This window comes from Paenibacillus gallinarum (genome assembly GCF_014836635.1).
GTDB lineage: Bacteria > Bacillota > Bacilli > Paenibacillales > Paenibacillaceae > Paenibacillus > Paenibacillus gallinarum.
In genome coordinates, this window is record NZ_JACSQL010000005.1 from 272,413 (window position 1) to 285,083 (window position 12,671).

Genomic DNA, 12,671 nt, shown 5'->3' on the forward strand with positions numbered 1-12,671 from the left:
AATCAATTTCATATTGCGTTTACTGAGTTATGAAATTGAGATTCAAGCTAATCACTATTGCTTCAGAATATTATTTACTTCGGTTTCCATGGCTTTAAGGGTTGCTTGAATCTCTTTGCCATTCAGCAACATATCTTGTAATCCGCGGGCTAGAGCTGAGTTGATGTCCGATGCATTCGGCACACCTACCATGTGATCCGTAGCTTTATCGAGACTTTGACTCGAAGCGAGTTTTGCTTCTGCTTCAAGCGAACCGTCGGATTCCGTAAAGAATGGGTCTTCTACTGATTTTTTGGTCGATGGCAGTGTATTTGCCTCTTTAGAGAAAGCGATTTGGTTCTCTGCATTTGTAATGAATTTTGCAAACTCTGCCGCTTCTTTTGGATGCTTGGATTTACTAGGTACAACAAGGTCCATAGAATTCGATAAACGAAGCCCTGCCTTTCCGGTTGGAAGAGATACGGCTACCGTGTTCTCGTAAATTTCGGGAGCTGATGTCTTAATAAAATTGATAAACGTTGGTCCTGCGAGTACAAAAGCAGTCTGCTCTGCAGAATAGAACTGAACCTGTTTACCAAGATCCGAGTCTTCTTTAACGATGAGTCCTTCATCCATCAGTTTCTTGAGGTTCTCAACGGTAGCTGCCATCTCCGGCGTGTTAAAAGCAGCAGCGGATTTATCCTCATTTAGAATCGGAATACCATCAATGGTCAGCAGTTTCGTAACCAGATTTAAGGCATATCCCATTTTGCCTGTCTTTTCTTTTACCGTACGAGCCCAGTCTGCGAGCTCTTCTCTGGTTTGAGGAGGATTTGCAGGATCAAGTCCGGCAGCTTCCACTATTTTTTTGTTCATAAAAAGAACTTCGGTGCCTGTGTACCACGGCAATGCATATGCTTTATCTCCAAGAACGGTTGAATTAAAAATTCCATCAAAATATTCGGCTTTTTCTTCAGCAGTGAGGTGTTCATTTAGATCAACCAGAGCTCCTTTGGTGCCCATCTGGTTGGCAAATTCCGTATTGAGGTTTACAACATCGGGGCTTGTGTCACTCGCACTGCTCGTGAGCAGCTTCTGTGTAATTGCATCATAGGGGTAATCCTGCCATTCGATTGTGACATTCTCATGGGCAGCTTCGTACTCGGTAATGAGCTTGTTGAAATAATCATTAAACTTTGGCTGCAGTGCAATCGTCCAGAACTTAAGTGTGACGGGTTCACTGCTCACTTCCGTTTTTCCCGGATCGGCAGGTTTCGGATCAGCTGGTTCCGCTGTCCCTCCTCCACCTGAACAAGCACTAATAAACATAGCTAACAATAAAATGGTAAGACAGGTCAGCTTAACACCTTTTCTGTTTCTTCTCATTCCTTTTCCCCCTTTAGCTTTGGAAAATGTCATTTTTGAAGAGAACAATCTGATGCGAGAATCCTGGAAGATTTTTACTTCTAATTCTCTTTGTGGGAGATTATAGCAAAACAATTCTAATAAAAAAAGGTTTTTTCTATACTTTTATAAAAAGCGGAATATTTTTTCTTTTTAGACTAATACCCCTGTTTTACTTGGTTTATCTTTCATATGAGCCGCTCCTCTCTTCCGTTCATAAGCCTTCTGCATAATCTAATAGAACAATTGGAAGAATAGATTTTATCTTAGATTTCCGGAGGAAACCGCTGAACATGAAGAAAATATTTTCTATATACACTCAAGATTTGAACCGCATTCTTCACAATTGGCCTGCCCTGGTCATTATCTTAGGTCTCGTTATCCTCCCTTCTCTCTATGCTTGGTTTAACATTGAGTCTTCTTGGGACCCCTACAGCAATACCAGCGGAATTAAAGTGGCCGTCGTAAGTAAGGATGAAGGAACAATAGTCCTTGGCAAATCCATAAATGCAGGGCAAGAAATCATAGATACACTCCATACAAATAACAAGATTGGCTGGGTGTTTACCAGTGAAGCAGACGCTTTATCCGGGGTTAAAAAAGGGCGCTATTATGCCAGTATTATCATTCCTGCAAACTTTTCTGCCGGGCTTGCTACTGCACTTTCCGATCATCCCTCCCAGCCGGAACTAGAGTATTATGTAAACGAAAAAATAAATGCCGTTGCACCCAAAATTACTTCTTCGGGTGCTACGAGTATTGTGAGTGAGATTGGGGCCAATTTTGTTAAAACGGCAAACGGCGTTATCTTCAAAGCATTTAACGAAATAGGAATTAAACTAGAACAGGAACTTCCTTCCCTTGAAAAGTTAAAAGCTCTTGTTTTTCGTTTCGAAGATATGGTACCTGATCTAGTTAAAGCAGCAGATACGGCAACTCAAGATGTGGCAGATCTTAAGAATATGGTGGAACAGGTTAAAGCAATTCTGCCATCCATGGAGCAAACTGCAAATCAGGCTTCTGAATTTTCGGCTAAACTTGCGGAAGTGCTGCCCAAGGTACAAGATACCCTAGAAGCTGTATCACCGATCATCAAACAAGATATTACTCTGATTAACCAGGCGGCCAGTTCTACCCTCACAGCGCTTGAAGCCATTCAAAATGCTGCGCTCACTCCAGAAGAGATTACCCAGCGCATTGATGATCTTGAGCCGAAGCTTACCTCGCTTCTCCAGCTGACTGAAGATGCAAAAGGATGGATTCAAGCGATTCAGAACTTTTTGCCAGATCAGGTTTATACAAACTTTATCTCAAAGCTAGAGTCATTATCTGACAGATTAACAGCGCAGCTGAATGCTATAAACAGCATCCGCAGCGCACTCGAAGAGGGACAAGATCCATCGGAACTGCTGAACAATCTATACAACGTAGCGCAAGAAACAGCTTCCATCAGTCAAAACATACTCCTTCGGTATGACAGTGAAATCGCTCCTGCTGTGAAGACGGCGGTGGAGAAAGCAGCGGATACTGCACAAAAAGCAAATCAAGCGCTGCAGACAGCGGTAACAGCTTTACCTCGTATCAAGGAAATCATAGCGGACGCTGAAGAGGGCCTGACTGCAGGGGGAGAGGCTTTGACGAAGGTGAAGTCTGAACTGCCTGAGGTCCAGAAAAAAATAACAGAAATTGCAGGCAGTATTCGCGAGTTTGACCGTACCGGCAATCTGCAAGAAATTATTGATTTATTGCAGATTGATTTTCAGAAAGAGAGCAACTTTTTTGCCTCTCCCGTGTCTTTAAAAGAACATAAGCTGTATCCCATTCCGAATTACGGCTCAGCAATGTCTCCCTTTTTCACTACCTTATCCCTATGGGTGGGAGCACTGCTGCTTGTCTCTCTGCTGTCCGTTGAAGTACATGAACATTCCCACTCGGAAAAAGAGGAGGATCTCTCTGGTAATCACCGGGTAAAATCCTCCTATCGACCTTATCAAGTGTACTTTGGCCGGTACCTGACTTTTATGACACTGGCACTGCTGCAGTCGCTGGTAGTTACACTTGGCGATTTATTTTTACTGCATGCCTATGTACATGACCCTGTGTATTTTGTATGGTTCGGAATGCTGATCAGCAGCGTATTCATGATCATTGTATACACACTCATCTCCGTCTTTGGCAATGTAGGGAAGGCAATGGCTATTGTCCTCCTTGTCTTGCAGCTTGGCGGAGCAGGCGGTACATTTCCTATTGAAGTGACCCCTTTCTTTTTTCAGCTCATTCATCCGTTCCTTCCTTTCACGTATGGCATCAGCCTCATGAGAGAAGCGACCGGGGGCATTTTAAGGGAAGTGATCACGAGAGATATTTTTGTTCTTCTGCTAATGGCTGGACTCTTTATGCTGCTCGGCTTGTTACTCAAGAAACCGATCAACCAATTGTCAGAACCACTAGTTAAAAAAGCGAGAAAAAGCAACATAATCCATTGATATTTGTTAATCATTTCAATTCACAATTCCGCAACATTCTCCCTCTGTTCTGCGCTATAATGAGGAATAAGAACGGAGGTAAATTTATGAAAAAACCTATACTCACTACCTTGATTTTATTTCTTGTCCTCGCCGCTGGCGGCATAGCAAGCGTGATCGTCAATGACCATGCCATCATTACTCCGGCTCAGGTCGTAAGCGCTTTAGAGAATAAAAACATTCAATTGCTGCCGGCAAATGAGAGTGCTGACAAACCGACTCTAAATCATGTCCCTGCAGTCCAATATATTGTTCAGCCTGAACAAGCTACAGGTCAACCTGAAGCTTTGTCCATCTTCACTTATGCATCCGCAGATGCTTTGCAAGATGCACTAGCAGAGCTGGAACAACAAATCAGTTATTTAGATGATGCTCCTGCTGCATATGAACATAAAAATGCACTGATTTTGTACTGGAAAGGTGATTCTTCCTCTGATTCTCTAAATAAGATTCTAGAAGAAGCTCTTCTAGATCTGTAATTTTGACGTAAGTAAAACAAAGACTTATGTCATTCTCGTACATAAACTGCAATTCCTTTCCGGAATTTGCAGTTTTTTTGTTATAAAAAGATCGACAAAATACAAACCTATATTTAATATAAATGTATATTATAGAAGAAAGTGGTGAATTCCTCGTTATGCTTTATGCAGGAGCCCTTATACTATCCATAGCTATCGTTGTTTTTCTAATTCCCCCACTCGGACGTCTGGCCCTTAGAATCGATTTTGTAGACAAGCCCCGGGAGGATGAAGAACGTAAATTACATAAAAAACCGATTCCTTTAACGGCAAGTTACGCGATCTTTATCGGTTTTTTCATTACATACCTCCTGTTTTCAGGAGAATATACTTGGCAGACAGGTGCTTTGTTTTTAGGCGGATTGCTGCTTCTGATCATTGGCACTGTGGATGACTGGTTCAAGACTAAAGGGAAAGATTTCCCTGCTCTACCCAAAATGGTAGTCCAAATGTCTGCTGCCGTCATCGCCTATTTGGCTGGAATTCGCTTCAGCGGCTTTTATAACCCATTTAGTGAAGAATATATTTCTCTTCCTGTCTGGCTGCAGTTTACCCTCACGATTCTCTGGATCTTCGGCGTAACGACCGTGATTAACTTCTCGGATGGAATGGACGGTCTAGCGGGAGGGTTATCGGCTATTTCCGGAACGACCTTGTTTATTGTGGCATTGACCATGGGACAAGGGAATTCTGCCATGCTGGCGATTGTACTCGTGGGTGTAACGATCGGATATTTGAAATTCAACAAACCGCCTGCAAGGGTCTTTATGGGAGATGCGGGAGCCACGTTTCTCGGTTTCATCCTGGCGGTCATCGCTCTGGATGGTGCTTTCAAGCAGGCGACGGTATTATCCATTCTCATCCCCATCCTGGCGCTGGGTGTACCTATTTTCGACAATCTGTTTGTTGTGGTCAAAAGATTTCTCGATGGCAAAGCCATCTATCAGGCAGATGCCAGCCAAGCACACTATAGACTGCTGCGTGCAGGGCTTTCTCATAAACAGGTAGTTGCCGTTCTATGCCTCGTCAGCGTCTGCTTATGTTTGTCTTCCATCATTCTTATGCTCGTTCAAATGTAGTCTTCTATCTTACTGAAGCAGGACCTTATGGTCCTGCTTTTTTGCTATAAGAGCTAGTGTAAACAAAAGAAACCGCGATGGACGCGGCCTCTTTCATTTACACCTTAACGGAGGTGCATAACATAATGAGCGAAAAGAAAAACAAAATAATGCAAAAAGATAATAAAAGATAGGGATCAGGACTGTGCAATACAATCATAGGAGCCATAAGGCCTGCCATCATTCCCGTCGATATACCGGTTACGATCGTCTGATAATCCACGAGTGTACCAAAAATCATTCCAATCAGCATAGCCACTATAGTCGCTATAATTGTTACCCAACCCGCATGCTGCGGAAATTGGACTCCCCATAATGCCCCTAAAGACAGTGCACTCACCGTACTCAGTGTCATCGATATATTCATGCCCATGTGGTAACTAATTAAGTTTTTTAATTTTCTTAAATAAAGATAGGTTCCCACCATTCCACAAGCGATTAATGCGTTAATCAAAATGAATAAGGCAATATTCATCTGTTACCCTCCTAGTCATCGCATATCCATAATGTGAAGCACATAAGATGGTCTATAACTTTGTTTTTAGGGGGATGTTCATGATTACTTCAGATTTATCCAAGTTCTCTTCGCCTGCCAGCCCTTTGCCGGTACATGAATTGAAAGTTCTTCAGGAATACATTCACCAACAGAACCTTCAGATTATCGGAAATGTAAATCCCAATCGACGAAAAGTAATTATGCTGTCTCAGTTTTTTAAATCTCACAAGACCCAAACGGTAAAAGTCGTAAGGAAGTCCATCGATGGAACGAAGGAATGGTTAGCAAAAACCGATGCTGTAGGAAGGGACTTTGTCATCTTAACCAACCTATTTACAAAATACTGGATACCCTTTCATGCCATTGAATCAGCAGAGCAGCCTTTTGAACAAGTGAATTTACCGCACCAGCAGCATCAGCAGGTTGTATATGACAGTGAGTTAAAACAAAAATTACTGCTCAGGTTTGGCAAAACCGTCGCACAGAAAGAATTTCTAAAGCAGCAGTTTTTTGATCAGACCTTGGCCGGGCACGTAAAACTTTTGCTAAAAAACCGGGTAACGATTGAAACGAACTCCGTGCGCCAGAAAGGAATACTCGTAAGTGTCAGTTCCCAAGGGATCGAGTGGACGCATAATGGATCAACTTCATCTGCCCTGTGGAAAGATGTTCAAAGTATCGAAAAACAAAGATTTTTATAATTCCGGCTGAACTGGAAGACACCTCGAATTAACGAGGTGTCTTTATTTGATCATGAAGCTCGTTATGGGATCATGTCATCATCCAGAGGAGCTAATTCGGGTACCTGATCTTTCAGAACTCTAAAAATACCCCATACGCCAAGCTCAATATCCCATCTTATATTCCCCGAGCGATATAAATAATCGCCAGGTCTGCCTAAAAATCCACCCGCACCGTATAACAGCTGGAAGTCATCCGTGTGTCCTACCGTAATGTGTCCTTGGAAAGATACCGGTTCCGAGTTTACATCATCATCACTTCTCAGCCACTGATGGCCGTGAAGAAGAAACGTGTGCGCCCTAGCTCGATCTGAACTGAATATAAAACGAATCGTAACAGGATCACCCGCGTAGGCTAAGAACAAAGGCGTTGCCGGATCTCCATGAACCTTTGAACTAAAAACAAGTGAAATGTCAGGATTTTGAATCAGCCGATTCCTGAATCGTTCAGCCCTGTAATTAAACCCACGTGAACCCTGATCTTCAAAGTCCTCTGTTTCTTCTTCCGCTTCTGCATCAATGTTAATTACCGGTTCAGGATCAATAATGAGTCTGCCCTCTTTATTATAAAGACGGACTCCATCATGCATAATAATGCAAAATTCTCTTGACCTAAACCCGCCGGCGTTAATGATAACCTGACTGCCTGTCGTAACAGGTTCCCCTGTAACATGATGATGATAGGTAGCACCTCTAGGCTCGGTTACAAGCATTCCAAAAGCCCCGTGATGTCTATGATTTCGAATATCGGCCATATCTACCAGCCCAACGGCACCTACTTGCTGATCAATATACCAGTGATACGTAATCTCTTCTCCCGGAGCTATCGTTTGATCCGGGTTAAAGCCAACCGTTGCTCCATCTGAAAAACGAACATCATAAGCAAGTAACTGGGCATGAAGTGAAATTCGTTTGGAAGGTTTATGAATGACATTGACCGGAACTCCCGGGTAGAGCTGATCATCAGGAGGAAACTTCAGGTCATCGAGTTCATTTCTGAGCGTCACCTGTACGACTTCCCCTACATTCCCCCGAATAATCAGTGGTTCCGGGTTAAGAATTCCATTTCGGATATCCTCAGCATCTTCCTGTAAAGCGAAAATTACACTGAACGGATCCTGATCACCAAATTTATTGTAGATAACAGGGGTTTGCAAAGCGACGACTTCATAGCTTCGAATAGGAGCTCCCGGTGGACCAGGTATAACCTCTTCTCCTCTTGGTTTTGGAGGTTTTCTTCCTGTACATTCAGGCAAAGGTTTCGTTCTAGTCTTTGGTATTCTGCGATCAGGTAACGGAATGAGATCAGGAACCCGCTCCTCAAATGTTCGAAGAAGCCCCCAGTTCCCAACCCAGATATCGTCAATCGAACCAAAGTGGTACAGCATATCGAAATCCCCTACTCCTTCAATATCAAACTCAAAGGTAAAGGACTCAGATATCCCAATATGCTGCTGATCGGTAAGATCCGAATCAAGGTCACCGCGTTCTCTTCTCCAGCGCTGTCGATGCAGGTTGAAAGAATGGGATTCCTCATGGGCCCCTTGAAGGAGCCTGATTCGAACTGGATCTCCATTGTAGGTTCGAAGAATGGGTGTTACCGGATCTCCATGTACCCACGAACTAAAAATATAAGCCGGATCCATATCTGGATTGGTCAGCCGGAATTGCAGCGGCTCATTCTTATAATTGATGCCCATGACACCCGGATCGTCGTGAGAACTTGGGAAAGGAGGTGGATTTAAAGGATTACCGTCTTTATCAAATAATAGTGCAAAATCATGAACAATCAGCGTCATTTCTCTAAAGTCAGGAATAAAAGGATTCACAATGGTTGCCTGTGTACCTGAATTCACCTCTTCTCCTGTTTTGGAAGAAAGGAATTTCGAGCCTCTTGCCTGTATATTAATGCCTCCAAATACACCATGAAGCTGATGCTGATTAGCAAATAAATGATCATGAAAGAAGGTAGACTTCAGCTCTACATCAGCAAACCACTGATAGATAATGGTCTGACCCGGCAGTACACCTGAGTCATAATTCCAGCCCACATTTGCTCCATCCGATACGAGAGGATCGAACTTAACAAAGTGAACATGCAGACCGGCCTCATACGTCCGATTGACAAGTTGGAATGCATTGCCGCCAATTACTTCAGGGAATTTGTTCGTGAACTTTAACCTGATACAGTCGCCGGCATTTGCCCTGATTGTTAAAGGTTCCGGTTCTTTACGACCTGAGCATATGTCGTCTTCATCTTCTGCCAAAACAAATATTCGTGCCTGCGGATCATGCCAGCCGTTGTTGTTGTACTGGATCGGAAGCTGAATTCCGACAATATCGAACTCGCGCATCGGATTGATCTCTGGGTCGCAAGGATTCACAAATACAGCTCCTGGGACAGCATTAGGTGCAAATTGATTGATCTCAAGCGGGGTAGATGGGCGCCCTCCAACAATGCCAAGCGGTGGACGAGGTGCTTTTTTACCGATAATGCCCGGAATGAAATTAGGGAATCCTGGTTTATCTTTTGTTGGTTTAGGCGGCACAGGTCTGTCCGGCAATGGCACAAGAGCATCAATCGGTTTACCATTTGGATATTTTTCAGTTCCATCTTGCAGTGTATTAAAAATACGCTGCATCCCCCACATTCCTTCATCAAAGTGAGGATATAAATGACAGTGAATAATGATGTCTCCAAACGCGCCTTGCAGACTTCCTGCTCCGTATAAAGGAGAAATTGTATAAGATGTCTGCGGAGATATGGCCTGAGAATCCTTAATTTCCGATTCTAAATCGGTAATTTCAAATAGCCACTGATGAACATGGTAGTGGAATATGTGCGTTTCTTTCACTCCGCCATGCACCAATCTTATCTTTAAAGGATCGCCGACATACGCTCGTAAAATGGGGGTTGTTGGATCTCCAAACATCCATGAATCATGATGAACCTCTTCCCCTTCCGTTTCCGGAGAAACCACACCTTCCATAATAAGCCGCTGCCGATTTCTCATCGGTTCTGCCCTATAGTTAACGGCATGCGTAGCTTCAGGCTGCAGTGTATGTGGACTGAAAGGGGTATCCCCTGTCAGGTCCTTTACTTCCATCTCATCATGGAACACCCAGGCGTACTCTCTAAAAGAGGGCAGGAAAGGATTATGTACATCCGCATAAACGCCCGATTCAATCGGTTGACCCGTAATCGGATCCGTCCATGTTGATCCCTTGGGTTCTACAATGAGTGCACCGAAGAGCCCATGTACCTGCGTTCCAAGTTCACTAGAAAGGGTATTTCCAAGATCAGTGAAGTAACTAATGCCCTCACGAGACGTATGCCACCCATAAACGATAGAGTCACCCGGCTTCACTGTCGTATTCTTATTAAAGCCGACAGCTGCTCCATCTGAGGTCATGACGTCATAATCTACGTCTTGAATGTGTAACGAAGCTGGGAAATCCAGCTTATTTTCAAACAACACTTCAATTTCATCCCCTGCATTGGCCCGAATAATCAGTGGCTGCACTAAATCAACCGTAGTAAAAGGATTCTTCGCGATCTGCTTACGGACCTTGTCTTCATTTTGTTTCAAGACATACATTTTCCCCTCGGGATCATGATCTCCAAAGTCGTTGATGACGATCCGAACCGAAATCGCTACAATATGAAATCGTCTTTTCACGTTTCACCTCTTATAATCGTATTTCAGGAATCGGGTGTTGCGGAGTTTCGATAAAATAAACCTGTATATTATCGATGTGTGTACGTAGAACGATGTTATCCAGTTCAGGGACATTGGAGAGCTCTACTTTTATAAATACCGTATCTGATTCCACTTCTGTAATCCTGCCTACATAAAAAAAGGGATACGCTTCTGTCATGACAAGTATGCGATTACCGATATACTCACGAAATTCAGCAATGAGCGCTTCTTGTCTCCTTCTATTTACACTATGTTGTTGAGTTAGTGCCATTTTCGTACCTCCTTAGGAAAGTGTAAGCCTAGCATCCAGATCAAATGGAGCAAAAATTGCGATATTTTCAATTGGAAAACATAGAGGTGTAGGAAATACGAAATTAGGAGCATTGGGCATTTTAATAATGGCCGGATCTAATCGAATAGAACCTCCTCTGACTTCTACAAGCGTTCCTGTGAAGATCGGTCTGAACGTTTGGCCCAAAATGTTAAGCTGTGCGACATCGAGTATGACGATAATATCTTGACCAAGCAAATCCTCGAATATCGAATTAATATCTGAATTATCGATATAATCTTTGGCTGATTTAGATGGATTCAAATGAAATTTCCCCTCCTTGGCATCATTGGATTTGTAAAAAGAATCATCCAATTATATTTATGTCGCCAAAGAGGGGAAATATTACCCTTTATTTAATTTTGTATACGAATAACCTCGATTTCATCAAAAGGGATGGTCTCTAATGTCTCCCCATGCTCTTGCTTCGCTGTCTGAATAATGATCGCTTGGTCCGTCGTATTTATTAAAATACCGGAGTGGATGATCTCTGAATCGGCCTGTTTAATCCTGATTTTCTTTCCTACATCCTGGAGGAGTGCAACACTTAGAGGAATACCATAAAAGCGGTTAAGCAGCTTGACACTGCCCGAGACGACATCCGTGAAATTATACAAGATCTCACAGTTTAGCTTCTCGTTGAAATAAGGATTTTTCTGATGCTGAGGATAATGGTCATCTTGAGCATTCATGGCTACAGATATTAGATGATCAAACATGACATATCGCTTAACGTTTTTCGTTCCGAGCTGAATATAATTCTTTCCTACTTCTCTCAGGATACCGGTTATCGTCTTGAACTTCCCTTGAAAGGAAATTTCCGCTTTCACCTGTTTTCCAATTAAAGAAGCAAGTTTCAGTTGCAGCTGTCTGGGATTTTCAGGCGTACGTGGATTGCCCAAGGTTTGCAGAATGTGATTTGCTTCCTCTATGCATGCACGCAGCTCAATAAATTCATTTCTCGGTAAGGATGTCGTTGGGGAGCTGATACCAATTCTCTTTTTTACGTTTTTCACGAATTTTATGCCTCCTACTATGGTTTATCGTCAATATATGGGTGTTCGCCTGAAAGGGGATGGTTGAATGCCTATATAAACTTTATTTTTTTATATGGGCTATTGCCTCATACACACTTACCCATACGGACATATAAATGGGGTAAGTCAACAGTCAATGGAGGTAATCATGAAACAGAGCCCAGTTATTCTAAACAAGAAAGTAACCGTTCCACGTAAAACGAAGTTCAAAAGTAGTTCTCATGTACATGTAAAAAAGAAATGTCATTTGGAAGTCATTAAACATGCGGACGATTGCGCTTGTCACAAGCCAGTGACAAAACATAAATTTCATCGTGATCGGTGCTTTCAGATCATCGACGGTGTAAAACCGCTGATTCAGCTTCGTTTAGCAGGGCTAAACCATGGCCTTAACTTTGAATTATTTCGCCACATCGGCAATGTCGTTGTAATTGAAGTCGTGTCTGGAGAAAAGGTAGAAAAAATTCGCGGTGTATTAAGTCAAGTCGGTACGGACTATGTAGATATTAAAAAGGCAGATGGGAAAGTCGTTACGATTCTTCAGCAGCATATTCATAAAATCGAGTGGTTTGGACGTAAGAAGAATCCTCATCACACGGGTCATCACGCCGGCCATCATGCGGATTATATAGATGAATACGGTGATGAGAATTATGACGAGAATTATAATGAGATGTATGATGAAACGTATGATGTAGAGGAGTAGAAGGCTGCAGGACCGACAGGTCCTGCTTTTTTTTGCGTTGACGGATTGTCAATCCAAGTGCGACACTTCTTCTTCAAATGATTCGTGAGCTGTTTTCCAACCTAAACATTTCCTTG

At 42.8% G+C, this 12,671-nt stretch carries 11 protein-coding genes; 5 read left to right on the top strand and 6 right to left on the bottom strand.

Going from position 1 to position 12,671, the window contains the following annotated elements; all coding sequences use genetic code 11:
• Window positions 1-54: 54 nt before the first annotated feature.
• A complete protein-coding gene (locus H9647_RS13665; RefSeq protein ID WP_191800789.1) occupies window positions 55-1,365 on the bottom strand; it encodes an ABC transporter substrate-binding protein in 1,311 nt (436 codons plus the stop codon).
• Between the two features lie 311 nt (window positions 1,366-1,676).
• On the opposite strand from H9647_RS13665, the gene H9647_RS13670 reads away from it, so the two are divergent.
• The 3 genes from H9647_RS13670 to H9647_RS13680 all read left to right on the top strand — a co-directional run bounded on the left by H9647_RS13670 (window position 1,677) and on the right by H9647_RS13680 (window position 5,505).
• Window positions 1,677-3,869: a YhgE/Pip domain-containing protein gene (locus tag H9647_RS13670; RefSeq protein WP_191800791.1), complete on the top strand. Its 2,193-nt coding sequence runs from the start codon at window positions 1,677-1,679 to the stop codon at window positions 3,867-3,869.
• Between the two features lie 86 nt (window positions 3,870-3,955).
• The gene (locus H9647_RS13675) at window positions 3,956-4,387 is read left to right on the top strand and encodes a hypothetical protein (protein ID WP_191800793.1); all 432 of its coding nucleotides are present in this window, start codon (window positions 3,956-3,958) and stop codon (window positions 4,385-4,387) included.
• Window positions 4,388-4,545: 158 nt separating this feature from the next.
• On the top strand, window positions 4,546-5,505 hold the full coding sequence (locus H9647_RS13680; protein WP_191800852.1) for an MraY family glycosyltransferase: 960 nt from the start codon (window positions 4,546-4,548) through the stop codon (window positions 5,503-5,505).
• A gap of 97 nt (window positions 5,506-5,602) precedes the next feature.
• On the opposite strand, the gene H9647_RS13685 is transcribed toward H9647_RS13680, so the two are convergent.
• Window positions 5,603-6,019, bottom strand: a complete 417-nt coding sequence (locus H9647_RS13685; protein WP_191800795.1) for a hypothetical protein — start codon at window positions 6,017-6,019, stop codon at window positions 5,603-5,605.
• An 80-nt stretch (window positions 6,020-6,099) separates the two neighbouring features.
• Between H9647_RS13685 and H9647_RS13690 the strand changes: the two genes are divergently transcribed.
• Window positions 6,100-6,741 carry a hypothetical protein gene (locus tag H9647_RS13690; RefSeq protein ID WP_191800797.1) on the top strand — a complete coding sequence of 214 codons (642 nt, stop codon included), beginning with the start codon at window positions 6,100-6,102 and terminating at the stop codon, window positions 6,739-6,741.
• A 62-nt stretch (window positions 6,742-6,803) separates the two neighbouring features.
• On the opposite strand, the gene H9647_RS13695 is transcribed toward H9647_RS13690, so the two are convergent.
• From H9647_RS13695 to H9647_RS13710, 4 genes are all read right to left on the bottom strand, one after another.
• On the bottom strand, window positions 6,804-10,460 hold the full coding sequence (locus H9647_RS13695; protein WP_191800799.1) for a multicopper oxidase domain-containing protein: 3,657 nt from the start codon (window positions 10,458-10,460) through the stop codon (window positions 6,804-6,806).
• A gap of 10 nt (window positions 10,461-10,470) precedes the next feature.
• Window positions 10,471-10,752 (bottom strand): hypothetical protein, encoded by a 282-nt coding sequence (locus H9647_RS13700; RefSeq protein WP_191800801.1) that lies wholly within the window; start codon window positions 10,750-10,752, stop codon window positions 10,471-10,473.
• Window positions 10,753-10,764: 12 nt separating this feature from the next.
• Window positions 10,765-11,076 carry a hypothetical protein gene (locus H9647_RS13705; protein ID WP_225229279.1) on the bottom strand — a complete coding sequence of 104 codons (312 nt, stop codon included), beginning with the start codon at window positions 11,074-11,076 and terminating at the stop codon, window positions 10,765-10,767.
• Window positions 11,077-11,168: 92 nt separating this feature from the next.
• On the bottom strand, window positions 11,169-11,828 hold the full coding sequence (locus H9647_RS13710) for a hypothetical protein (protein WP_191800803.1): 660 nt from the start codon (window positions 11,826-11,828) through the stop codon (window positions 11,169-11,171).
• A gap of 169 nt (window positions 11,829-11,997) precedes the next feature.
• On the opposite strand from H9647_RS13710, the gene H9647_RS13715 reads away from it, so the two are divergent.
• Entirely contained in the window at window positions 11,998-12,555 is a 558-nt protein-coding gene (locus H9647_RS13715; protein ID WP_191800805.1) for a hypothetical protein, read from the top strand.
• Window positions 12,556-12,671: the final 116 nt, after the last annotated feature.

Coding starts and splice junctions, on each gene's coding strand:
- H9647_RS13665 (WP_191800789.1), bottom strand. CDS start 1,365: ATGAGAAGAAACAGAAAAGGTGTTAAGCTGACCTGTCTTACCATTTTA.
- H9647_RS13670 (WP_191800791.1), top strand. CDS start 1,677: ATGAAGAAAATATTTTCTATATACACTCAAGATTTGAACCGCATTCTT.
- H9647_RS13675 (WP_191800793.1), top strand. CDS start 3,956: ATGAAAAAACCTATACTCACTACCTTGATTTTATTTCTTGTCCTCGCC.
- H9647_RS13680 (WP_191800852.1), top strand. CDS start 4,546: ATGCTTTATGCAGGAGCCCTTATACTATCCATAGCTATCGTTGTTTTT.
- H9647_RS13685 (WP_191800795.1), bottom strand. CDS start 6,019: ATGAATATTGCCTTATTCATTTTGATTAACGCATTAATCGCTTGTGGA.
- H9647_RS13690 (WP_191800797.1), top strand. CDS start 6,100: ATGATTACTTCAGATTTATCCAAGTTCTCTTCGCCTGCCAGCCCTTTG.
- H9647_RS13700 (WP_191800801.1), bottom strand. CDS start 10,752: ATGGCACTAACTCAACAACATAGTGTAAATAGAAGGAGACAAGAAGCG.
- H9647_RS13715 (WP_191800805.1), top strand. CDS start 11,998: ATGAAACAGAGCCCAGTTATTCTAAACAAGAAAGTAACCGTTCCACGT.